The sequence below is a fragment of the Bradyrhizobium sp. AZCC 2176 genome (assembly GCF_036924645.1).
Taxonomy (GTDB): domain Bacteria; phylum Pseudomonadota; class Alphaproteobacteria; order Rhizobiales; family Xanthobacteraceae; genus Bradyrhizobium.
On the sequence record NZ_JAZHRX010000001.1, the window covers coordinates 2300799 to 2324042 of the forward strand.

The 23244-nt window shown below is 61.2% G+C and carries 26 protein-coding genes and 1 tRNA gene; 18 read left to right on the forward strand and 9 right to left on the reverse strand.

Annotated features, from left to right (window positions below):
* Positions 1–247 precede the first annotated feature (247 nt).
* The 6 genes from V1288_RS10540 to V1288_RS10565 form a co-directional block, all read right to left on the reverse strand.
* Positions 248–979, reverse strand: coding sequence for a hypothetical protein (locus V1288_RS10540; protein WP_334356977.1), 732 nt, complete (start codon positions 977–979; stop codon positions 248–250).
* Positions 969–1844, reverse strand: a complete 876-nt coding sequence (locus V1288_RS10545) for an HAD family hydrolase (protein WP_334356978.1) — start codon at positions 1842–1844, stop codon at positions 969–971. The genes V1288_RS10540 and V1288_RS10545 overlap by 11 nt, the downstream gene beginning before the upstream one ends.
* 624 nt (positions 1845–2468) lie before the next feature.
* The gene (locus V1288_RS10550) at positions 2469–2708 is read right to left on the reverse strand and encodes a hypothetical protein (RefSeq protein ID WP_334356979.1); all 240 of its coding nucleotides are present in this window, start codon (positions 2706–2708) and stop codon (positions 2469–2471) included.
* A 162-nt stretch (positions 2709–2870) separates the two neighbouring features.
* Positions 2871–3443, reverse strand: a complete 573-nt coding sequence (locus V1288_RS10555) for a thermonuclease family protein (RefSeq protein WP_334356980.1) — start codon at positions 3441–3443, stop codon at positions 2871–2873.
* A complete protein-coding gene (locus V1288_RS10560) occupies positions 3400–3786 on the reverse strand; it encodes a hypothetical protein (protein WP_334356981.1) in 387 nt (128 codons plus the stop codon). Before V1288_RS10560 ends, V1288_RS10555 begins: the two co-directional genes overlap by 44 nt.
* A gap of 18 nt (positions 3787–3804) precedes the next feature.
* The gene (locus V1288_RS10565) at positions 3805–4473 is read right to left on the reverse strand and encodes a hypothetical protein (protein WP_334356982.1); all 669 of its coding nucleotides are present in this window, start codon (positions 4471–4473) and stop codon (positions 3805–3807) included.
* Positions 4474–4633: 160 nt separating this feature from the next.
* Here V1288_RS10565 and V1288_RS10570 point away from each other — a divergent pair, with 160 nt between their 5' ends.
* Entirely contained in the window at positions 4634–4942 is a 309-nt protein-coding gene (locus V1288_RS10570) for a hypothetical protein (protein ID WP_334356983.1), read from the forward strand.
* A gap of 91 nt (positions 4943–5033) precedes the next feature.
* Here V1288_RS10570 and V1288_RS10575 read toward each other — a convergent pair.
* Both V1288_RS10575 and V1288_RS10580 read right to left on the reverse strand, forming a co-directional pair.
* Positions 5034–5123, reverse strand: a tRNA-Ser gene (locus tag V1288_RS10575).
* A 307-nt stretch (positions 5124–5430) separates the two neighbouring features.
* Positions 5431–6528 (reverse strand): ROK family protein, encoded by a 1098-nt coding sequence (locus V1288_RS10580; protein WP_334356984.1) that lies wholly within the window; start codon positions 6526–6528, stop codon positions 5431–5433.
* 414 nt (positions 6529–6942) lie between these two features.
* Here V1288_RS10580 and rplU point away from each other — a divergent pair, with 414 nt between their 5' ends.
* The 3 genes from rplU to V1288_RS10595 all read left to right on the forward strand — a co-directional run bounded on the left by rplU (position 6943) and on the right by V1288_RS10595 (position 8522).
* Complete coding sequence (rplU, locus tag V1288_RS10585) at positions 6943–7404, forward strand: 50S ribosomal protein L21 (RefSeq protein ID WP_334356985.1); 462 nt, start codon at positions 6943–6945, stop codon at positions 7402–7404.
* Between the two features lie 124 nt (positions 7405–7528).
* On the forward strand, positions 7529–7798 hold the full coding sequence (gene rpmA, locus V1288_RS10590) for a 50S ribosomal protein L27 (RefSeq protein ID WP_028348532.1): 270 nt from the start codon (positions 7529–7531) through the stop codon (positions 7796–7798).
* Between the two features lie 127 nt (positions 7799–7925).
* Positions 7926–8522, forward strand: a complete 597-nt coding sequence (locus tag V1288_RS10595) for a GNAT family N-acetyltransferase (protein ID WP_334356986.1) — start codon at positions 7926–7928, stop codon at positions 8520–8522.
* Positions 8523–8705: 183 nt separating this feature from the next.
* Here V1288_RS10595 and V1288_RS10600 read toward each other — a convergent pair whose 3' ends face one another.
* Complete coding sequence (locus V1288_RS10600; protein ID WP_334356987.1) at positions 8706–9620, reverse strand: DMT family transporter; 915 nt, start codon at positions 9618–9620, stop codon at positions 8706–8708.
* A 222-nt stretch (positions 9621–9842) separates the two neighbouring features.
* On the opposite strand from V1288_RS10600, the gene V1288_RS10605 reads away from it, so the two are divergent.
* From V1288_RS10605 to V1288_RS10670, 14 genes are all read left to right on the forward strand, one after another.
* Complete coding sequence (locus V1288_RS10605) at positions 9843–10322, forward strand: MaoC family dehydratase (protein ID WP_334356988.1); 480 nt, start codon at positions 9843–9845, stop codon at positions 10320–10322.
* 113 nt (positions 10323–10435) lie between these two features.
* Positions 10436–11488 carry a GTPase ObgE gene (obgE, locus tag V1288_RS10610; RefSeq protein WP_334356989.1) on the forward strand — a complete coding sequence of 351 codons (1053 nt, stop codon included), beginning with the start codon at positions 10436–10438 and terminating at the stop codon, positions 11486–11488.
* Positions 11489–11580: 92 nt separating this feature from the next.
* Positions 11581–12723, forward strand: coding sequence for a glutamate 5-kinase (gene proB, locus V1288_RS10615; protein ID WP_334356990.1), 1143 nt, complete (start codon positions 11581–11583; stop codon positions 12721–12723).
* 114 nt (positions 12724–12837) lie between these two features.
* Positions 12838–14130 carry a glutamate-5-semialdehyde dehydrogenase gene (locus V1288_RS10620; RefSeq protein WP_334356991.1) on the forward strand — a complete coding sequence of 431 codons (1293 nt, stop codon included), beginning with the start codon at positions 12838–12840 and terminating at the stop codon, positions 14128–14130.
* A 31-nt stretch (positions 14131–14161) separates the two neighbouring features.
* Positions 14162–14791: a nicotinate-nucleotide adenylyltransferase gene (locus V1288_RS10625; protein ID WP_334356992.1), complete on the forward strand. Its 630-nt coding sequence runs from the start codon at positions 14162–14164 to the stop codon at positions 14789–14791.
* Between the two features lie 237 nt (positions 14792–15028).
* Positions 15029–15382: a ribosome silencing factor gene (rsfS, locus tag V1288_RS10630; RefSeq protein WP_334356993.1), complete on the forward strand. Its 354-nt coding sequence runs from the start codon at positions 15029–15031 to the stop codon at positions 15380–15382.
* Between the two features lie 107 nt (positions 15383–15489).
* Positions 15490–15972 carry a 23S rRNA (pseudouridine(1915)-N(3))-methyltransferase RlmH gene (gene rlmH / locus V1288_RS10635; RefSeq protein ID WP_334356994.1) on the forward strand — a complete coding sequence of 161 codons (483 nt, stop codon included), beginning with the start codon at positions 15490–15492 and terminating at the stop codon, positions 15970–15972.
* A gap of 39 nt (positions 15973–16011) precedes the next feature.
* Positions 16012–17391: a murein hydrolase activator EnvC family protein gene (locus V1288_RS10640; RefSeq protein ID WP_334356995.1), complete on the forward strand. Its 1380-nt coding sequence runs from the start codon at positions 16012–16014 to the stop codon at positions 17389–17391.
* On the forward strand, positions 17388–18746 hold the full coding sequence (locus tag V1288_RS10645; protein ID WP_334356996.1) for a S41 family peptidase: 1359 nt from the start codon (positions 17388–17390) through the stop codon (positions 18744–18746). The genes V1288_RS10640 and V1288_RS10645 overlap by 4 nt, the downstream gene beginning before the upstream one ends.
* Before the next feature lie 279 nt (positions 18747–19025).
* Entirely contained in the window at positions 19026–20222 is a 1197-nt protein-coding gene (locus tag V1288_RS10650) for a divergent polysaccharide deacetylase family protein (protein ID WP_334356997.1), read from the forward strand.
* 96 nt (positions 20223–20318) lie between these two features.
* Positions 20319–20825 carry an RNA pyrophosphohydrolase gene (locus V1288_RS10655; RefSeq protein ID WP_334356998.1) on the forward strand — a complete coding sequence of 169 codons (507 nt, stop codon included), beginning with the start codon at positions 20319–20321 and terminating at the stop codon, positions 20823–20825.
* Positions 20826–20879: 54 nt separating this feature from the next.
* The gene (locus tag V1288_RS10660) at positions 20880–21377 is read left to right on the forward strand and encodes an RNA pyrophosphohydrolase (RefSeq protein ID WP_334356999.1); all 498 of its coding nucleotides are present in this window, start codon (positions 20880–20882) and stop codon (positions 21375–21377) included.
* Between the two features lie 781 nt (positions 21378–22158).
* Positions 22159–22611 (forward strand): Hsp20 family protein, encoded by a 453-nt coding sequence (locus V1288_RS10665; protein ID WP_334357000.1) that lies wholly within the window; start codon positions 22159–22161, stop codon positions 22609–22611.
* 92 nt (positions 22612–22703) lie between these two features.
* Positions 22704–23204, forward strand: coding sequence for an Hsp20/alpha crystallin family protein (locus V1288_RS10670; protein ID WP_334357001.1), 501 nt, complete (start codon positions 22704–22706; stop codon positions 23202–23204).
* Positions 23205–23244 lie beyond the last annotated feature (40 nt).

The following is a 23244-nucleotide window of genomic DNA, read 5'->3' on the forward strand; positions in this document are numbered from 1 at the left end:
TTTGGCATTCCTAGCTTTTGGAATTTATCAGGTGTTTTTTGTCGGGTCGCCTGCGAACAAGAAGTTTTTGGATGATTGCCACGCTCGCGGTACCGCTCACCTCACGAGTAATTCGCCAGACGAGGAATACCGGCGCGTAATTGTCGATTGTCAGAGCAAACTGCGCGAGTTCAAGCGGTCAAATTAGGCCGTGTCGAACTCGGCGAGCGAGTTGTGCTTGGAAGAGGCACGCCACCTTTGAGCCGGATCACTCCTTAGCATCCTTTGGAGCCGCTGCCGGTCCCGGCGGGATGACGGCTGGAGGTGTCGCGATGGGAGCTGGCGTAATGGGAGCCATTTGAGGAAGAGCCGGTACAGTGACAGTCGCTTTATCGACGCTTTGGTTTTTCTTTGTCGGCGTCGGCGCGTCTTTTTTGTCGAAGGTAATGCCCCCAAAGACCGCGACAAGAATTGAAATTCCGAATAGAGCAAAAATCATAGACTTGTAGAATATTTCAAGCTTGCCGTCCGAATGGAGCTGACCCTTTTCGCGAAATTTGTCGTGGCTAACAAAACATTTCGCAGCGAGCCACAACAGGCCTTTTGGAACAAAAAAACTTTCTTTCCCGATTTCATCGGACAACGACAGTTCTGGAATTGTGACCTTATACTTTTTTTCGATCTGAATTGCATGGTTCACCGCCCCCTTGAGCAACCGGTGAAACCAGTACCTGTCCATGAGATAGAAAAGCAACGTGCCAAACACGCCAAATATCGGAACCAAAACGGCAAATTGAATATCTATACGCCAAAGTTGCAGTGCCCATCCTTTGTCCAAGAGGAAACCGATAGACGCCAACAGTGCCAGCAAGATCGTGATGAACAGTCCGCGGATACGCATGCCGATTTCGTTAAAGTGCATTTGCACGCCAACGACGGTCTTCCAAACGTCTATTACCTGCTTTGCGCGTTCATCGCGCAGTTTTCGATTATTCTGCATGGAAATCGCCGAAATCAAACAGCCCTAAGATTTCCGAGAAACTTTCTTCGAGCGTGAAGTTCGGATTAACATGCTCGCGCTCTTTGATTTTCTGTTCCCGTTCGACCTCGTCGGCCGTCCAGTGCGTAACATCCTGGAGCAGCTTATATTCGGGTCGTTTGTGTGCTTGTCCGTACTTTGCCCACACAGCATCGACCCCGCAATCGACCGCCATCGCGACATCTTTCATGAGATTGTCTCCGACGTATACGCAGTCGCTTTTTGACAGTTCCAGATCAGCCATGATCGCGTTCAAAACTGCGGCATCCGGTTTCTTTGATCCTTTAGGTGTAAATTCTTGCTTTGTGAGTTTGAGACCGTAATGGGAGGCCGGATAGTGACGCAGGTCATCGGCTGACAATCCGGCTGGTAGCCTGTGATCTTCGGGACAGAAGACGTAATCGAGTACGCCGTCTAACCCCAAGCGGCGCACGCGATAATTTGAGTAGAAGGCCATGCTCTCGGTGTAGCCGACGATGCGTGTGCCTCGCCCTTTGATCTTGAGCAAGCTTTCGGCCACGGTTGGATAGAGACGAAGGTGCTCGCGGCGCTTTGACCGGTAAATCTGAATGGATTTTGCGAAGACCTCGGTTGCGGGACGACCTTTCAGGACCGATTGTAGCGACGGGATTTCCTCGATGAGAAACGAATATTCCGACGTACCATGTTTCTGATGGACGGCGGCGATCTCGGGAAGAAGCTTGGCCTTTTCGACACCGCTGATTTCAACAATGCTATCCAACATTGAAGAAAAGCAATTGAGCCACAACTCGACCCAATCGAAGAGGGTATTGTCCAAATCGGTTATTAGGGCAGTTTTCTTCATGCGAAACTTCGTCGGTGGAGCAGTGATTGTCGTTTGATCAATGATTGCATCAGACCTACGATACTAACCGAGCGAGCGCGATCAGATCGGCAACGTATCCACCGCTTAATTCGGTGATGGTCGGGGCAAAAAATTATCATAGTTCCGTCTTGCAAACTGGTCGAAAGCGGAGGCGGGCGACTTACAGGCAATCAAGCAGATCGGAGACCAATTGGACGGCAAGGCCGCGCAAGCCGTCGAGCATGGCGATGTCTCGGTCACTAATTTGACCGACCCCCAAGCTTTATGAGATCGCGGCGGATGGATCGAGTGAAAAGTATCGAGAGCCGAAGGCCTTGCCAGCCCCGCACCGCAGTCCTGAAACCACGCCCAAACGAAAAGGACCACCGGAGCGACCGATGGTCCCCAAAGCCTACCGGCTTTGCCTTGTTATTTGCCAGTTAGCTGCGGACAGACTGGCGGCTGCCGCAGGGTTGATGCTCGCTTTACGCTGGCCGTTTGGACACTGGCCTTTGGACCGTTAGCCGTTGAAACGTCGGTCCCGTCGGACGCCTGTCACCCTTGGCTTTGGTCTTTATCGGCGCTCGTCACTGTTGGCGCGGGATGGTGCGAGAAACCACTCGATCAACCGAACGATCCAACGCTCGACAAAAGCGCCGGTTCCAGCATGCAGAGGCAAATGAAGGGCGGGAAGGCCAAGTCTGCGTTAGCAGCCGCGAGCAAGAGGCCGATTTGGGCGATCCAAGCATTGCGTTGTAGCGGAACGAGGTCATGCGGATGATGTTCGGCTAAATGCCCTAGAACCGCCTGCACGGGTTTGGTTAGGAAATCGGCGACGGTCGAGGTGTAGTAGGCTTGCTGCATTGCGGACAATCATCCATGAGTGGACCAACGGCAATAAGGGGCCATTACCGATGCGCTCTCGTGTCTTCAAGCGCCTTGGTATTGTTATGCGCAAACAACCTGGCCCGGTATGGCTGCGTGCGTCGGCATTTGGTAAGAAGCTTCCTCCCTGGGGGCACACTTTCACTGCGCCTCATCTGAGCACGCCGTTGGCCGTCTGCCGGATCGCACGCATGAGCGAAACCGCCACGGCTCGACATAGCTGCCAGCCCCCACCCCGCGTTCATTGCGCCTTGCTTCATCTTGCGCGGCAGCATAGCCACCCTTGCTATATCGCGGCCAATCGAGCGCTAGACCATTGCGAACAAGCCAGTCCGCAAGATCAACCCCATCTACCGAACAGACTGCGACAACGCGCTTGTACTGGTCACGATCAACTTCAATGCACGCGACGGGGCGCTTGGCTATGACGTCATAGAGCGCATTTGCAGCTTGCTGGCTGCAACGGTACGGGCCGCTGTCAGCATCGCGGCAAAGCTGATTGCTTTCCGGGGCGTCGATGCCAGACAGCCGAATGCGAACACCGTCCAGGTCCAGCGTGTCGCCGTCGATGATGCTGGCGCGGCCGGTCAAATCGGACGCTGCCGCAACGGTCGCGATCAATGCCAGCGCGAGGCCGGGCAGCCATTTTATCCGGCCGACGCCTTGGCGTTCAGTACAATGCTTCACATGTCCCACTAAAGAAATTGAAGCCATTGGACATAAGCACGAACGTCACAGGCTTTTTGAAAAACCTAAGTCGAATGCTATCGGAAGGCGCTAGCAGACCCGGCATGGCAACAAAATCATTGTTAGCGCCTCCCTTTTGAACGATTTTCCAATCAGCAGCTTTTTGATCTCCAATTTTGATTGCGCCTGATCTTGTATCGACAACCAATTGGCCAACCGCGCCTAGCCAGAAATCTGATTTCTTGCTCCTCGCAAACCGACCAGCCTCTACGTCAAACACATCCAACGTCGTGCAAACGTAGGTTTGTTCGGCCCGTGCATGTCCGCCAATCAGAATTAGTACGATGACGAGAACGAACCGAATGTTCATTTGCCGGTTGCCCGCCATTCACTTTGACTTATTCAGTCGATCACGTTCAGCGTCAATCAGGTCCGACGCGCATTTCATAAAGCTGGTTGCTGACTTATCAGAGCGAACTTTTGCACCTTCCTTGTTCGTATCTTCGACGCTGAGGTCGATGGGCACTTGCATATCAGCGCCGCCTTTCCTGCGAGCGAACGCTATCGTGACAGTACCTTCCCTTATGCTTTGGACCAGCATGGGGAACGTTTTCGCGTCATAGATTGCGATGATCGCGCCGGGTGTATCTGTTTCCCTATCTTGCTTGATTAGGAAAGGTCGGCTGGTCGCGTTGCCGGAAACAAAAAAAGCGGTGACCGGTGCATTCGGAATAATCTTGTACGACTGCGGATCGAGGTCATTCACAACTATTTTGAGCAGAATGCCTATACTATTGTTTGCGGTCATCAGATTGAACGAGCCGTCAACTCGAACGAAGTTTCCAGCTTTGTACGTGAAGTCCTTGATGAGCGATGCAAACTCCACCCCACAGCCCGTTAGAACTCCGTCTGTGAACTTTGGCGCTGCGACGGTGTAGCCAGTTCCAAGGCGACTTGCGAGCACCTGTTCGATGACGGCGTTGTTCGGCCCGACGGGTTGCGCGATTGCAGGGGCCACCATCAGACATGCCGCCGCAATTGCGGCGATTGGTTTCATTGTGTTTCACAGTGTTGGGGGAATTTCACAGCGCCATTATCATGGCACAGGTACAACCACGTTTGGCATCAGGAATAATACGGGGACCGTGGGACCCCGCACGCAACCATAGTTCCGTCACCGATTTGCTTTAAGCTTCAACGTCTAGACGGTGAAGAACATGGGCAGGCCGATCGGGTCCGTGAACAAGGAAAAGCCATTCGCAGATGCGCTCCGGATAGCGCTTCGGAGCGGCAATCCCCATCGGCTGCGAGCCATCGCTGAAAAGCTGATCGAAAAAGCAGAACAAGGCGACTTGCACGCCATCCGTGAGGTCGCGGATAGGATGGACGGAAAAGCGGTGCAGGGTATCGAGCGCGCCGATGTCCCGGTCCAAATGTTGAGTGACGCTGAACTCCTAAGGATCGCGGCTGGTGGATTGCCAGAACCGGTCGATGATCCCGACAGGCCGTCAGGTTTGCCGCATTAGGCGAATTGGAGCGATTTGGGGTCTGATTTGGGGACCAGCCTAGCTTCTCAGGCAAGAACCTTCACGAAATCAAAGACTTGGTTACATCTAGTGGCGGAGAGGGAGGGATTCGAACCCCCGATAGGCTTGCACCTATGCCGCATTTCGAGTGCGGTGCATTCGACCACTCTGCCACCTCTCCAGGCGCCATGACGGGCCGGATTCGGCCCTGCAGTCGGGGCGTGTTCTAGGCGAGGAAGACGGGGCAGACAAGGCGCGGGGCGGAGAAATTCGCGCCAAAACGGGCCGGACGGCTTTCGAAAAAAATGGTGGGACCGCCAGACGCGACAAAACACTGACGGTCCCGTGCCGCTGCTTTGAAATTCTGGCCGGGAAGTGCGGCTTCACCGGTCAGCGGAGCGACGAGACGACGGTAGCAACCGGAGCGGAAACGGCAACGCGAACCCGATTTTAACCTAACCAGTCAACCTTACCGCCCGCGCGGAACGCTAATCCCGCCCCTTCCTGGCCTTTTTCTCGTCCTTGCCGTTGTCCTTGCGCCGGTTGGTGAAGCGGGCATTGCCAAGGCCGGTGCCGATGGTCAATACGCCCCAGCGCTCGACGTCCTGCATGAAGGGAACTTCGGAGAGGCCCTGCACCACGCCGTCATTGTGCATCAGTACAGCGGTGTCGTGATCGCCGATCTGCGGGATCGCCTCGACCAGGCTTGCCGGCAGGTTGAACTTGCTGCTCTCCCAATTGCCCGGCAGGTTCTGCGCGCCCTTTTCGATCGAGCCATCCTCGTTGATCACTCCGGGACAGGCGATGCCGATGAAGGGCGCGAGCTTCAGGCCCTCGGCCTCGGTGGCAGTGATCAGATCCTTTAGCATCTTGACCAGCCGCTTGACCGCGCCTTCGCGCGTCGGCTCATCGTCGGCGTGCCGCCACAGCTCGGACTTCCAGACGTCAGCCTTGGAAAGATCAGGCGCCTTCTTCCAGCGGGTCTCCACCACGCCGCAGCGGATGTTGGTGCCGCCGATATCCACCGCAAGGATGCTGTCATGGCCCTCGAAAATCCATGACGGCGCCAGGTGCAGCGTGCCGAGCAGGCCGGCGTCGTCGGGATCAAACCGGATCGGCACCAGATCGACGTCGAAGTCATCGGCCTTGAGGATGATATCGGTGCGGGCGATGGCGATCTCTCCGACCCGGCTCTGCCGAAAACCGCCACCGACCACGATGCGCTCGGTATCGGCCCACGCCTTGGTCTTGAGGAACCGCCGCGTCACATAGGCCAGCTCCTGGGCAAATTCCTCGATTGCCCCGTGCACCAGCGCTGCGGCGCCGACATCGGCGCCGACCAGCACCTCGTCGAGTTCACCCTTTGGAATCTCGCCGGCCGACTTTTTGCCCAGTGGATCGTCGCCGTTTTTCTTCAGCGGCTTGCGTAAGCCGTCGAGGATCTTGCGGAAGGCCCCCTTGCTGGCGCGGTCGCCGAGAAAGCCTTCCTCGTCCTTCAGTTCGACGTTGAAACTGTCGACCTCGACCGACGGCAGGCGGGTGGCGCCGTGGCGGGCGATGCCCGTGGTCGTTACGGTGTCTGCCATGCGCCCAGGCCCCTGCCGGATCTCGCTGGCAACAACGGGCGGGGAACCGATTGGTTTCAAAAGAGGGCGAATAGCGAGTAGCGAATAGCGAGTGGAAGGTGGCTGATGAGCCTCCCCATTCGCTATTCGCCACTCGCCATTCGCCTTTTCGGCCAAAATCCTTCATTTTTGGCCGGTTTTAGACCCTGTTTGCCTTGACTCGCGGCGTTCTGCGGCTATAAGTCCCCGCATCCGGCGCGGGATTTCTCGCGCCGCTTGTTTTTGCGCGAAATCTTACGGGGTTTGCTCTTGTTCTATGGGGCTCGCCCTTGGCCGCGCGAAAATCGTACCCATAACGACTGACCAAAAAGCCGACCCGGGCAGCCCTGTTGGGAATATGTCCGAGGCCGGGATCGAACACGAAGGAAAAAAACGATGTTCGCAGTCATCAAAACCGGCGGCCGGCAATACCGCGTCGTTCCGGATGATGTGCTCGAGATAGGCAAGATCGCCGGCGAAGTCGGCACGATCGTGCAGCTTGGTGAAGTTCTGGTGGTCGGCGGTGACACGCCGGTGCTGGGCACGCCGACGGTGGCAGGTGCTTCCGTTGCAGCCGAAGTGCTGGACCACAAGCGCGGCCCGAAGGTGATCGCGTTCAAGAAGCGTCGCCGCAAGAATTCGCGCCGCAAGCGCGGCTATCGCGACGAGATCACGGTGCTTCGCGTCACCGAGATCCTGACCGACAACGCCAAGCCTTCGATCGGCCCGCGGCCGAAGCGGGAAAAGGTGGTGGCGCCCGCCGCCGAGGACGACGAGGCGCCGAAGGCCGCCAAGAAGAAGGCGCCCGCGAAAAAGGCTGCGGCAAAACCCGCCGCAAAGAAAGCCCCGGCCAAGTAGGCCGCCGCGAAGGGGCAAGAGCGACAAGAAGTGATGTGCTTCGACGAAAAGTTGAAGCGCGACAAAAAGTGAAATGATTCCGTCAAGGAATTGATCTAAAACTTAGCGAAGTCGGAGACGAGCCATGGCTCACAAAAAAGCAGGCGGTTCATCGCGAAACGGTCGCGATTCAGCGGGCAAGCGCCTGGGCATCAAGGCCTATGGCGGCGAGCACGTGATTCCCGGCAACATTATCGCGCGTCAGCGCGGCACCACCTGGCATCCCGGCCTTAATGTCGGCATGGGCACCGACCATACTCTCTTTGCCAAGGTCGAAGGTCATGTCGAGTTCCGTGCAAAAGCCAATGGTCGCACTTTCGTATCGGTAGTCCCGATGACGGAGGCGGCCGAATAGACGGTGGACACATCTGAGTCCGCCGGGTCCTGTTGAACCGGCGGAGTCGAAAAGGGCTCCGAGGGGAGGCGGGAAACCGGCCTCCCCTTTTCATTTTGTTGCGCATTTTCGCAATCAGGAGCCCGACATGTTGCAGGACATTCCGATCCCAACGCCGACACTACGCGAAACGAGTAGCTGCGTCCTCGAGACCGAACGGCTGACGTTGCGCCGGCCGACGCTCGCGGACGTAAAAGCGATTGCGCATCTCGCCAATGATCGCCGCATTGCAGAAAATACCCGCCGCCTGCCATATCCCTATCTGCAGGACCACGCGGTCGAATTCGTGCGCGCTACATCCACCGATAACAGCGAGACCGTGTTTCTGATCGAACAGAACTATTCGCCGATCGGCATGGTCGGCATCGACCGCAGCGCGCCCGACGCGCCGGAACTCGGCTACTGGCTCGGCGTCGCACATTGGGGCCAGGGTTTCGGCACCGAAGCGGCGCGCGCGGTGATCGATTTCTTCTTCGAGGAATTCGATGCCGAGCACCTGATTTCAGGTGCCCGCGTCGCCAACCCGGCGTCACGCAACATCCTGGAGAAATGCGGTTTCCAGTGGAGCGGCGTCGAACTGCACCGCTTTGAGGCGCTGGGATGCTCGACCCCGGTCGACCGCTTCCGCCTGACGCGCGGCGTGTGGTCGTCGCTGAAGAACTGGGGAAGCTCGACGCGGCGATGAGCGGGAAGCACGCTCGACAACACCGTCGTCCCTGCGAAAGCAAGGGACCCATAACCACAGGACCATGTTGTTGGTCCAAGCTGCTGCCCCAGCTCTTTTCAACAACTGACGACGGTGGTTATGGGTCCTGGCTCCTGATGCGCAATTGCGCATAAGGGCTGGGACGACAGCTATGCAAGTTGCTCACGCCGGCGGATTGACCACCGCTTCCTCGCGCCCGAGCTGCTGCTCACGCAGGAAGATGTAGAAACCTGCGCCGATGATGATGGCCGCGCCGATCAGGGTCGAGATCGACGGCACGTCACCCCACACGACGAAACCGAAGATCACCGCCCACACGATCATCGAATATTGATAGGGCACCACGACGCTGGCGGGCGCCAGTTTCAGCGAACGGTTGATGCATAGCAGCGCGACGACCGAGGTAACTCCCGCCGCGGCAAACAGGCCGAGGCTGCCGATGGTCGGCGTCACCCAGCCGATCGGTGACATCAGCGCGCCGAGCAGAAACGTGCCGCCGAATTGCGAGGTCGTCAGCACGATATCCGGCGTCGCCCGCAGCGAGCGCGTGATCAGCATCAGGAACGCAAACGACAGGCTGCCGCCAAGTGCGATCATCGCAGGCCAGCTTACGGTCTGCGTCGATGGGCGCAGCGCGATCAGCACGCCGCAGAAGCCGATCAGGATCGCGGTCCAGCGCCGCCACCCGACGCGCTCGCCGAGCACGATGCCCGACAATGCGGTGACGAAGATCGGCGAGGCCAGATAATAGGTGATGACGTCGGCGAGCGGCAGATAGACGGTGGCGAGGAAGAAGGCCGCGACTTCGAGCGTCGACAGCGTTACGCGCAGCAACTGCAGCCACGGCCGTTCGATACGGGAAAATTCGGCGCGCTGCCTCCAGATGATCGGCGACAGCACCAATAGCGCCGCACAGGCGCGCAGCCACAGCAACTGCCCGACCGAATAGGTCGCGACCATGAACTTTCCGAGCGCATCGCCGAACGAGAACATGAAGATCGACAGCAGCATCAATCCGATGCCTGCCAGCCGCGCGGAACGCTCGTCATAGGTGGAGATTTTGGCGAACAGGCTCATGGGGATGCGACGCTTCCTGCCGTTTCTTCGTCATGGCCCGACTTGTTCCGGCCATCCACGCCTTTTGTGCAGCACGTTGTAAAGACGTGGATGCCCGGGACATCTAGCGCGAAGACGCGCTTCGCGCTATCGCCCGGACATGACGAATTGAACCAATTGTCGCATCGCGGCCTCTGCGATACCGGTACACTCCACCGCCACCAGGCACGGCAGGAAACCGACATGACCGACTTCGACCCCGCTCAGCATCGCATGGTGCGCGAACAGCGCTGGTTCGATGATTTCGTGCTTGGCGAGCGCTTTGTGATCCCGAGCCGGACCCAGACTTCGGCGGTGTTCGCAGCGTTCCAGACCGCCAGCGGCGACACCCATCCGATCCACTACGACATCGAATATTGCCGCGCCCGCGGCATGCCGGACCTGCTCGCGCATGGCTTCCAGACCCTGGTCCACACCGCGCCGGGCGCCGGCCTGTTTCCCTATCTCGTTGAGGAATCGCTGGTCGGATTCCTCGAACAGTCGAGCAAGTTCCTCAAGCCCGTCTATGCCGGCGACACCATCTATCCCGCGCTCGAAGTGACTGAGCTTGTGTCCGGCCGTTCGACCGGCGTGGTGACGCTGCGCTCGACCATATTCAACCAGCGCAAGGAGCTCGTGCTGGAAGGGATGCAGAAATTCCTGATCCGAAGGCGGCCTGCATAAGCGCGCAGCCCACGCCCTTGGCCCTAAAAAGGCTCGAAAATTAAGGCTTTTCGCCAATGTTGCGGGCCTTGAGGGTTGCCGCACGCGGCCCCCTGCCCTAACTAGTACAAATCATGAAATTCCTTGACGAGGCAAAGGTCTATATTCGCTCCGGCGACGGCGGTAACGGCTGCGTGGCGTTCCGGCGCGAGAAGTTCATCGAATTCGGCGGGCCCTCTGGCGGCAATGGCGGGCGCGGCGGCGACGTCATCGTCGAGGTGGTCGACGGGCTGAACACGCTGATCGACTATCGCTACCAGCAGCACTTCAAGGCGCCGAAGGGCACCAATGGCATGGGCAAGGACCGCCATGGCGCCAACGGCAAATCGATCGTGTTGAAAGTGCCGGTCGGCACGCAAATTTTCGATGAGGATCGCGAAACGCTGATCCATGACTTCACCGAGCTCGGCGAAAAATTCGTGCTGGCCGAAGGCGGCAATGGCGGCTTCGGCAATGCGCATTTCAAATCCTCGACCAACCGCGCGCCGCGCAACGCCAATCCGGGCCAGGAAGGCGAAGAGCGCTGGATCTGGCTGCGGCTGAAACTGATCGCGGATGCCGGCCTCGTTGGCCTGCCCAATGCTGGCAAATCGACCTTCCTCTCCGTCGTCAGCGCAGCCAAGCCGAAGATCGCCGATTATCCCTTCACCACGCTGCATCCGCAGCTCGGCGTCGTGAACGCGCAGGGCCGCGAATTCGTGCTCGCCGACATTCCCGGCCTGATCGAGGGCGCGCATGAAGGTGCGGGCCTCGGCGACCGCTTTCTCGGCCATGTCGAGCGCTGCCGCGTGCTGCTGCATTTGATCGATGCCACCTGCGAACATGCCGGCAAGGCGTACAAGACGGTGCGAACCGAACTCGAGGCCTATGAGGGGCATCTCGCCGACAAGATCGAGATCGTCGCGCTGAACAAGATCGATGCGGTTGCGCCGGATGAGTTGAAGAAGCAGCGCGATCGCCTGAAGCGCGCCGCGAAAAAGACGCCGCTGTTGCTTTCCGCCGCCACCGGCGAAGGCATGCCCGAAGCGCTCAAGGCGCTGGTCGAGGTGATCGGCGAGGCCCCGGTGTCGCTCAAGGCCAAAGGCGGCCAGGACCCGTGGACGCCAGCGACGCCGCCGCAGGGCTGATGCAAACTTGAGCCTCCGCCGGCCGCGCCACTTCCAAATCCGGGAACTGGCGCGTATTGCTTCCTGACCATCCGCATCATTCGACCGCATCCATGAAACGCCCCGCGCTCAAAAACTTTCGTCGCATCGTCGTCAAGGTCGGCTCCTCGCTCCTGATCGACTCCCATGCGGGCGAGGTGCGCTCGGCGTGGCTGGCGGCGCTGGCGGCCGATATCGCCAAGCTGCATGGCGAGGGCCGCGACGTCCTGGTGGTCTCATCAGGGTCGATCGCGCTCGGGCGCAGCCGTTTGAAATTGCCGCGCGGCCCGCTGAAGCTCGAAGAAAGCCAGGGCGCCGCCGCGGTGGGACAGATCGCGCTGGCACGAATCTGGTCGGAAGTGCTTGGAGCTCACGGCATCGGCGCCGGACAGATCCTGGTGACGCTGCAGGACACTGAAGAACGCCGCCGCTATCTCAACGCGCGCTCGACCATCGCCAAGCTTTTGGAATGGCGCGCGGTGCCCGTGATCAACGAGAACGACACGGTGGCCACCAACGAGATCCGTTATGGCGACAATGATCGGCTCGCCGCGCGCGTCGCCACCATGGCGAGCGCCGATCTGCTGATCCTGCTGTCCGACATCGACGGCTTGTATGACGCGCCGCCCGGCGCCAACCCCAACGCAAAATTGATTCCGATCGTTGAGTCCGTCACCTCCGAGATCGAGGGCATGGCGGGCGCGGCCGAATCCGAATTGTCGCGCGGCGGCATGTTCACCAAGATCGAGGCAGCGAAAATCGCGACCACGTCCGGCACGCACATGCTGATCGCCTCAGGCAAGATCGAGCATCCGCTGCAGGCGATCGCGGACGGCGGGCGCTGCACCTGGTTCCTGACGCCGGCCAACCCCGTCACTGCACGCAAGCGCTGGATCGCGGGCTCGCTGGAGCCCAAGGGCACGCTGACCATCGATGCCGGCGCGGTGGCAGCGCTGCGCGCCGGCAAAAGCCTGCTGCCGGCCGGCGTCATCCGGATCGACGGCCAGTTCGCCCGCGGCGACGCTGTCGTGGTGCGCGGCCCCGATACCCACGAGATCGGCCGCGGTCTCGTCGCCTACGACGCCGAGGATGCGGAGAAGATCAAAGGCCGCTCCTCGCCGGACGCGATGGCGATCCTCGGTATCTCAGGCCGGGCGGAGATGATCCACCGGGACGACCTGGTGGTGGGCCCGGCAGGCACAATTCCCGCGAAATAGGCCACTGGCCGAGCTGCCATTGCCGCTGCCGCCAACCAGCCATGCCGGTTCCGGAACTCGCAAAAGCAGGATTTCCGTGCTAGCACATGACCTTAATCAAGCTACGAGCCTCCCATGACTGCCCCCCTGAAGGCCATCGACGGCAACGCCGATCTGCCCGCTTTGATGACCGACCTCGCCACCCAGGCGCGCGCCGCCGCGCGGGTATTGGCGTTGGCGCCGCCGGAGCAGAAGGATCGCGCCCTGGAGGCCGTCCAGCGGGCGATCCGCGTCAACGCGGCAAAGATTCTTGCAGCCAATGCCGAGGATGTCACCGAGGTTCGCGCCGGCGGGGCGACATCGGCCTTCATCGATCGCCTGACGCTGACGCCTGCGCGCATTGAGGCAATGGCCGACGGCGTAGCCACCGTGCGCGCCATTCCCGACCCGGTCGGCACCGTTACCGAGAGCTGGCAGCGGCCGAACGGCATGACCATCGAGCGCGTGCGCGTGCCGCTCGGCGTGATCGGCGTGATCTTCGAGAGCCGTCCCAATGTCGCGGCCGATGCCGGCGTGCTCTGCCTGAAGTCCGGCAACGCCGTGATCCTGCGCGGCGGCTCCGACAGCTTCCGCTCCTGCCGCGCGATCCATGACTGCCTGGTGCAGGGCCTGCGCGAGGCGGGCCTGCCGGAAGCCGCGATCACGCTGGTGCCGACGCGCGACCGCGCCGCGGTCGGGCTGATGCTCTCAGGATTGAATGGCGGCATCGACGTGATCGTGCCCCGCGGCGGCAAGAGCCTGGTCGCGCGCGTCGAGGCGGAAGCGCGCGTACCGGTGTTTGCGCATCTCGAAGGCGTCAACCACGTCTATGTCGATCGATCCGCCAAGCTCGACATGGCCAAGTCGATCGTGCTGAACGCCAAGATGCGCCGTACCGGCGTCTGCGGAGCGGCCGAGACCTTGCTGGTCGATCGCGCGGCCGCAGCGACCAATCTGAAGCCGCTGGTCGAGATGTTGATCGATGCCGGTTGCGAAGTGCGCGGCGACGACGCCGTGCAGAAGATCGACGCGCGGGTGAAGCCGGCGACCGACGACGATTGGAACACCGAGTACCTCGACGCGATTATCGCCGCACGTGTTGTCGATGGTGTCGACGGGGCGATTACGCATATCCAGAACCATGGCTCGCGCCACACCGATGCGATCGTGGCCGAGGACGCCAGGACCGCCGAGAAATTCCTCAGCGAGGTCGATTCGGCAATCGTGCTGCACAACGCTTCGACCCAGTTCGCCGACGGCGGTGAGTTCGGCTTCGGCGCGGAGATCGGGATTGCCACCGGCAAATTCCACGCCCGCGGCCCGGTCGGTGCCGAGCAACTGACGACCTTCAAATATCGTGTTCACGGCACCGGGCAGACGCGGCCGTGAATACCAACCCGCGCCCGCGGTGACCCGGCGGATGAAACTGCCATCGGCCGCACCAGCCATCCCCTTCCATACCAACGGCATGCGCGTCGGCCTGCTCGGCGGCTCGTTCAATCCGCCGCACGCGGCGCATCGCGCGATCAGCCTGTTTGCGCTCAAGCGGCTGAAGCTTGACCGCGTCTGGTGGCTGCTGACGCCGGGCAATCCGCTCAAGGATAACGGCCGGCTGCACGACCTTGCCGAACGCGCCGATGCCGCGCTTGATGTCGCCGACGATCCGCGCATCGACATCAGTTGTCTCGAAGCTGTCATCGGCACCCGATACACTGTCGACACGATCATCCATTTGCGCCGCCGCGTTTCGGGCGTGCACTTCGTCTGGATCATGGGCGCTGACAATCTCGCGCAATTTCATCGTTGGCAAAACTGGCGGCGCATCGCCGCGGAGGTGCCGATTGCGGTGATCGATCGTCCGCCGCAGAGTTTTCGGGCGCTTGCCGCGCCGGCCGCACAGGCCTTGGCGCGCTATCGGCTGCCTGAGAATCAGGCGGCCCGGCTGGCAGATCAGCATGCTCCCGCCTGGGCTTTCCTGACCGGCCTGAAACTGGACATGTCGTCCACCGGCTTGCGGAACCCGGACGGGAGCTGGAAGGCAAAGAAGTGACAATCTGGTTCGAACCGGCAGGCGGGCTCACTGGAATATTGAAACCATTAACCCCACATGCCTAATATAGTCCGTGTACGCCGGGATTCGGCGTTCGCGATACAGTGAAAGGAATGGTCCCTGGCCACATCTGTATTGTCCAAGTCTGTTTTACCCAAGGCGACTGGTAGCAAGTCTAGCAAGACTCCTGGCAAGTCTGCCAAAACCGCGCGTAAAACATCGACGCAAGCTGCGGCCTTGAAGGCGCAACCCGACGCCGACAAGACGCTGAATATGATCCTCTCCCGCCTCGACGATATGAAGGCGGAAGAAACGGTCACCATCGACCTTCGCGGCAAATCCGCCTTTTCCGACTACATGATCGTCACCACGGGCCGGGCCAATCGGCACGTCGGCGCGATCGCGGAAAACGTCACGAAAGCCCTGAAGGAAAACGGCATCAGCAACATCCATGTCGAGGGCTTGCCCAATTGCGACTGGGTGCTGATCGATTCCGGCGATGTGGTCGTGCACGTGTTCAGACCCGAGGTGCGCGAATTCTACAATCTCGAAAGGTTGTGGACGCAAAACCCGGCGGCGGCAGCGATCTGAACGCTCCGCCGATGCGAATCGGCTGAGGCGCGTGTAGTCTGCCTAGCGCGCGCGGAAAAGCGCGCGGGCCGGAAATTGCACGACGGAACACGCCAGAAACAGCATTCATGCGCCTTGTCGTGGTCTCAATCGGCCGGCTGAAGCAGGGCCCGGAACAGGAACTGGCCGAACGCTATCGCGAGCGCTTCGAGGACATCGGCCGCAAGCTCGGCTTTCGCGGCCTTGCGATCCATGAAATTCCGGAAAGCCGCGCCCGCGACACCGCGACGCGGATCTCGGAGGAAGCCGCAGCGATGATGGCGGCGATACCGGAGAAATCCGTGCTGGTGGCGCTGGACGAGCACGGCAAGAGCATCGATAGCGCGACATTCGCCCGGCAACTCGGCCAGTGGCGCGACGAGGGGATCGCCAACACTATTTTCGCGATCGGCGGCGCGGACGGACTTTCGCCCGATTTGCAGCGCAAGGCTAAACTACGCATTGCGTTCGGCTCGGCGACCTGGCCGCATCAAATGGTCCGCGTCATGCTTCTTGAACAGATTTACCGGGCCGCGACCATTTTGGCCGGCCACCCCTACCATCGTGCCTAGGCACGGTGACGTGAATACAGAGGACGCTGAACAGGCCGGATGCATTCAACGCGGGACATTCACCCATACCTCGGCACCACTGGCCGCGGCACGCCGCTGACGTCAGCCGTCTCGCTTCCCCTGCTGCTGCTTGCCGCGAGCTTCGCTGCCGCATCGCTTTCACCAGCGGTAGCGCAGCCCGCCGCCGCGCAGCAAGCGACGGCCGTTTCCCCCGATGCCATCAAGCAGCGCGCGGAGGAACTGGAGGCCACGCGCGAGCAGCAGCGCAAGGCGGCCGAACTGCAACAAAAATTAAAGGCCGATATCGCGGCGATCGGACAGGACCGCTCCAAGCTCAACCAGCAACTGATCGACATCGCAACCCAGGTGCGCAGCGTCGAGACCAGCATCGCCGAAACCGAGGGGGAGCTGCGCCCGCTCGACAGCCGCGAGCAGCAGGTCCGCGCTTCGCTCGATTCACGCCGCACCGAAATCGTCGAGGTGCTGGCGGCCTTGCAGCGTGCCGGGCGGCGCACGCCACCGGCGCTTTTTGTCCGGCCCGAAGACGCGCTGGAATCGCTGCGCACCGCCATGCTGCTCGGATCGGTCGTTCCCGAACTGCGCGGACGCGCGGAGAAACTTGCCACCGATCTCGGCGAGCTGGTGAATTTGCGCAGGAAGATCGCCACCAAACGCGACGTGCTGGCGCGGGACCGCGACAGGCTGAAGGACGATTCTGTCAGGCTGGCTGCGCTGGTGGAAGAGCGGCAGCGCAAGCAGAGCGCGATCGAAAAGGACATGGAGGCCGAAGGCGCCCGCGCCATCAACCTGTCCAGGCAGGTGGACGGCCTGCAGGGCCTGATCACGAAAATGGAACAGGATTTGAAGAGCGCCGCCAAGGCGGCCGCCACCGCCAGCCTGCAAGGCGCCCCGGCTGCCCCGGGCGGCAAGTCCAATCTGGGGGCGCTGAAGGATCCCGCCCGATTGAGCCCAGCGATCGCCTTTGCCTCCGCCAAGGGGCTGTTCGCCTTTCCGGTCAATGGCCGCAAGATTCGCGACTTTGGCGGTTCCGACGGCGCGGGCGGCGTGGAAAAAGGCATTTCTTTGGCAAGCAGGCCCGGGGCCCAGGTCACAACACCGTGTGACGGCTGGGTAGTTTACGCCGGACCCTTCCGCAGCTACGGACAACTCTTGATCCTCAATGCCGGTGGCGGGTATCATGTCCTGATCGCCGGGATGGAGCGCATTTCGGTAAACATCGGCCAGTTTGTACTTACCGGGGAGCCGGTCGCGACCATGGGATCGACGTCCCAGGTTGCATCCGTTCTCGCGACGACCGCGAGCCAGCCGGTGCTCTATGTCGAGTTCCGTAAGGACGGCACTCCAATCGACTCAGGCCCATGGTGGGCCGCTAACGAAGGCGAAAAGGTTCGCGGATGATGCGCAAGACTTCTGTAATTCTTCTTAGCGCCGCCACCGGTGCGGCTTTGACGCTCTTCGTTACGCAGCCTCGTTCCGTGTTGATGGGATCGAGTGCGCGCGCTGCGACCTCGGACACCTATCGCCAGCTCAATCTGTTCGGCGACGTGTTCGAGCGCGTGCGCAGCGACTATGTCGAGAAGCCCGACGACGGCAAGCTGGTCGAATCCGCGATCTCGGGCATGCTGGCTGGTCTCGATCCACATTCCAGCTACATGGACGCCAAGAGCTTCCGCGACATGCAGGTGCAGACCCGCGGTGAGTTCGGCGGGCTCGGCATCGAGGTCACGATGGAAGACGGGCTGATCAAGGTCGTGTCGCCGATCGACGATACACCGGCGTCGAAGGCCGGCATCATGGCCAACGACATCATCACCAATCTCGACGACGAAGCCGTGCAGGGTCTCACCCTCAATCAGGCGGTCGAGAAGATGCGCGGACCGGTCAACACCAAGATCCGACTCAAGATCATCCGCAAGGGCCAGGACAATCCGATCGAAGTCACGCTGGTGCGCGACAATATTCGTGTCCGCTCGGTGCGCGCGCGCGTCGAACAGGACGACATCGCCTATATCCGCGTCACCACCTTCAACGAGCAGACCACCGAAGGCCTGAAGCGCGAGGTCAGCAACCTCTCGAACCAGATTGGCGACAAGCTGAAGGGCTACATCATCGACCTCCGGAATAATCCCGGCGGCTTGCTGGAGGAAGCGGTCACCGTTTCCGACACCTTCCTCGACAAAGGCGAGATCGTTTCGACCCGCGGCCGCAATGCCGAGGAAACCCAGCGCCGCGCCGCGCATACGGGCGATCTGACCAAGGGCAAGCCGATCATCGTGCTGGTCAATGGCGGCTCGGCCTCGGCCTCGGAAATCGTCGCCGGCGCGTTGCAGGACCACAAGCGGGCCACACTGGTCGGCACGCGCTCGTTCGGCAAGGGCTCGGTGCAGACCATCATCCCGCTCGGCAGCGGCAACGGCGCGCTGCGGCTCACCACCGCGCGCTACTACACGCCGTCGGGCAAATCGATCCAGGCCAAGGGCATCGTGCCCGACATCGAGGTGCTGCAGGATGTGCCGGATGAGCTGAAGTCGCGCACCGACACCAAGGGCGAAGCCTCGCTGCGCGGCCATCTGAAAAACGACGGCGATGAGAAGACCGGCTCGCAATCCTACGTGCCGCCGGACGCCAAGGACGACAAGGCGCTGAAGACGGCGGCCGACCTGCTGCATGGCATCAAGTCGACCGCGACCGCCGCACCGGCCACCGGTGACAAGGCGGCGGTCGAAAAGCCGGCCACCAAGGCCGCGAACTGATCGGCTCCACCGGTCAGCATTCGAATAAGGGCGGCCTTCGGGTCGCCCTTTTTGCTGTGCGGGCGATTTCGGCCAACACAAGGTGCGGGGAGCTAGAGCCTTTTTCCGTTCCGATGGAATCGGAACGGGGCTCTAGATTTTTTGTTCTGACGCGTTTTCTTGACGCGAACCGTCTCCATCCCGGATCAAGTCCGGGGCAGGTTTTCGCTGGAAAACGCTCTAGCTGCCGTGGCGCTGCCCCGCCGTGGTATCGTCGGCCCCGGTGATTCGGGGAGGTCCATGACGGAAATGACCGACGATCTGAGCACGCCGCTCGGACAGAAGACGGAGCGCAAGAAGCGCTGGTACCGGCTGCCCTTCACCGCGATGCAGGCGCTGGCTGTGCTGCTTGGCCTGTTCCTGGTCGCCTTCCTGACCGTCGCCCTCTTCACTGACAACCCGCTCGGCGGCGAGCCGGTTGCCCGTATCGCGCTGCGCAAGCCGGCGGACGAAAAGCATCCTGCGCCCGCCTCCAGCCACCCCGAACAGGCGGCGAAATCTACCCAGCCGGCTCCGACCGGCGACAACAAGACCGTCACGATCATCGACGGCTCCAGCGGCAAGCGCCAGGATGTCGTGATCGGCGGCGATGCCGCCGACAAGGCCGGCGCGGAGTCTGCGCCGGCGATGGCCATGGCCGGCATCGACCAGCGGTTGTTGGAAAAATCGCGCTACGGCATGATCCCGGTGGTTGCCGACGGCCTGAAACCCTTCACGGTCTATGCGGCGGACGCCGACCGCACCAAGGCCGCCAAGATGCCTGTCGTCGCCGTCGTGGTCGGCGGGCTGGGTGTCGGCGCCGCCAAGACGGCCGATGCCATCATGAAGCTGCCGCCGGCCGTCACGCTGGCCTTCACCCCTTACGGGGCCGACCCCGCCAAGCTCACCGAGCGGGCCCGTGCGCAGCGCCACGAGATCCTGTTGCAGATTCCGATGGAGCCGTTCGACTATCCGGACAACGACCCCGGTCCCCAGACCCTGCTCACGACACTGACGCCTGAGCAGAATATCGACCGGCTGTACTGGCACCTCAGCCGGTTCCAGGGCTATGCGGGGATCGCCAATTTCATGGGTGCGCGCTTCACGGCCACCGACACTGTGATGCAGCCGGTCATCCGCGAGGCGGCCAAGCGTGGCCTCGGCTATCTCGATGACGGCTCCTCGCCGCGCAGCACAGCACCCTCCCTGACGACGGCCCAATCGATGCCCTTCGCCAAGGCCGATTTCACCATCGATGCCGTGCCGACCTCGGCCGAGATCGATCGGACGCTGCTCAAGCTGGAGACGCTCGCCAAGGAGCGCGGGCTGGCCGTGGGCGTTGCCTCGGCGCTCCCGATTTCGATCGAGCGGCTTGCCGCATGGATCAAGACGCTCGACAGCCGCGGCATCATGCTTGTGCCATTGACAACGGCGATGCTGAAATCAAAATCAGGCTAGAGATCAAGCTGATGACGGCGGTCCGGGCTCTCCCGGACTACGCCGGACCGACCGATTGCGGATGGATTTGATGCAAGTAAAGGAATTATGAGGGACATGGCGCGCTACGAGGACCTGCCTTACCGGACCTGCGTCGGCATGATGCTGATCAACACGGCCGGGCTGGTCTTCATTGGCCGGCGCGCCGGCGGCATCGAACATGTCGATGAAACCCACGTCTGGCAGATGCCGCAGGGCGGGGTCGATCCCGGCGAGGACACCTGGGCGGCCGCCAAGCGCGAGCTTTACGAGGAAACCAGCGTCCGCTCGGTGGAGAAGCTCGGCGAAGTCCCGGATTGGCTGATCTACGACATTCCACGCACGGTGGCCGGACGCGCCTGGAAGGGCCGCTATCGCGGGCAACGGCAGAAATGGTATGCAGTGCGCTTCACCGGCAAGGACGCCGAGATCAATGTCGCCAGTCCTGGCGGCGGCGGCCACAAGGCCGAATTCGTGAGCTGGCGCTGGGAGCCGATGAAAAATCTCCCGAACCTGATCGTTCCGTTCAAGCGGCCGGTCTATGAACGCGTCGTCAAGGAATTCTCCAGTCTCGCGGGCGGCTAGCTGTTTTCATTTTGACGCGCTGTCGCGGCGCACCCCGGTATCCTCTCAAACGCCATGTCCGACAAACCCTACCGGCCCAATGTGGGTATTGCGCTGTTCAACACCTCGGGCCAGGTGCTGATCGGCCGCCGCTTCCGCGACGACGGCCCGGAAATTATTCTTCCCGGCCTCGAATGGCAGATGCCGCAGGGCGGCATCGACGCCGACGAGGATCCGCGCGACGCCGTCATGCGCGAACTCTGGGAGGAGACCGGGGCGGTCAGCGCTGAAATTCTCGGGGAGACCGATTGGATAAAATATGACTTTCCGCCCTATGACGGACCACCCACGCACCGCCTCGCCCAATTCCGCGGTCAGCGGCAGAAATGGTTCGCGCTGCGCTTCACCGGCAGCGACGACGAGATCGATCCGCTGACGCCGCGCAACGGCCAGCCGGCCGAATTCGATTCCTGGCGCTGGGAACGGCTCGACCACGTCGCCGACCTCGTGGTGCCATTCCGGCGCGACGTGTATCGGATGGTGGCGCGGGCGTTTGTGGAATTCACCCGGTAGACCGAGATGACTTTTCTTCGAATCGTCATCTCGCGCTATCTCTTTGATTTGAGCAGATCTCCGCGCAAACGCGTTCCGCGTTTGTCGCGAGGGAAAACCGGTACCCACTTTTCCGGACCATGCTCTAGAATCGCATGATCTCGCCGCGGTCGCTGCACGAGACTCTTGACGGCGTCTCGTCGCTCAATATTTTTCGGCCGGCCGAGCTCGCAGAAGGCTCCGGATGCCGCCGATGGTGGCGTCAGCGAACCTTTTTGTATCGACCGCAGACTAACGGGCTCAGCTTTGAAATAACCCGCACCGGTTTCTTGCCTCCATGATGGAAGTGACTGTAGCCAAGCGCCGCCGGAGTTGGGAATGGCGGGTGCACGATCACAATGGCACGTTGATCATGCACGGGCGCGAACGTACCCGTCCGGCGGCCCGCTACCAGGGCTATCGGACCCTCTTCATGATGCTGGCCGTGGTTCGCAGGCCGGTCGAACCGCGGGCGTCCAGGGTTCGCCCGGAGCCGGAAACCGGCCGCAAAACCGCGGCCGATCTGGCGCACCTTCGGCGCTCGGCTCGCCCGTTAACTCCGGATTGAGCCCGCCGAAGCCGCGAACGGCGCGCATCGAATAATTTTGAATGCGGCCCCTTGAAACTTTTCCGCGTTTTCCTAATTCGATTTGTGCCGCTGACAGCGGTGCCGGATGCCAGATCGGGTCCGGCGAGTTTGAGCGGGCGCCGGACGGTGTCCGACGCTGCTTCGTATCCATCTTGCTCTTAGGAGGACTTGGCTATGAGGACTTTTGACTTCTCGCCCCTGTGGCGCTCCACGATCGGTTTCGATCATCTGGCTGAGTTGCTGGACAGCAGCTTGCAACAATCCGCCGACGACAATTATCCGCCCTACAATGTCGAACGTTGCGGCGAAGACGCCTACCGGATTTCGCTCGCGGTCGCCGGCTTCGGCGTCGACGACATCACCGTGACTGCCGAGCAGGACACGCTCGTCATCGAGGGCAAGAAGCCCGACGCCGAGCAACGCGAATACCTGTACCACGGCATCGCGGCCCGGCCGTTCCGCCGGGTGTTCAACCTCGCCGACTATGTGCAGGTCAAGCAGGCCTCGTTCAAGGACGGCCTGTTGATCGTCGATCTGGTTCGCGAAGTGCCCGACTCGATGAAGCCGCGGCGTATTCCGATCAGCAACGCCGATGCTTCCCGCCAGATCGAACACAAGGCGGCCTAGCGCCACCTCGGCAAGAAAGGCTTGGCGCGCGGACTACCGACCGCGCACGAGTTGTGTAGCAAGCAACATGCAGAATCGATGAGGAGGACACTATGGCTTTTCGTGATCTGATCCCATGGTCGAGAAATCAGGAGCTTGCGCCGACGCGCGACAGCTTCGACCCGTTCTTCACCCTGCACCGGGAGATGAATCGGCTGTTCGACGATGTCTTCCGCGGATTTGGGACGCCGGCCCGTTTCGGCAGCCCGCTGATGGAAGGTCGCTTCGGATGGCCGAGCATCGAGCTCAAGGAAAACGACAAGGAGCTGACCGTGTCGGCTGAGCTGCCCGGGCTGACGGAAAAGGACGTTCAGGTTGAGATCGCCAACGGCGTTCTAACCCTGCGCGGCGAGAAGAAGTCGGAGCGAACCGATAATGGCGGCAGATACTTCTCCGAGCGCTATTACGGTTCGTTCGAGCGGCAGATTCCGCTCGACGGAGTCGAGGAAGACAAGGCCGAAGCCAAATTCCACGACGGCGTCCTGACGATCACGCTGCCGAAATCCGAACAGGCTCGTTCGGCCGTCAAGCGCATCGAGATCAGCAAGCAGTAACGATGATGGCGGCGGCGCCCAATGCCGCCGCCCAATCCCA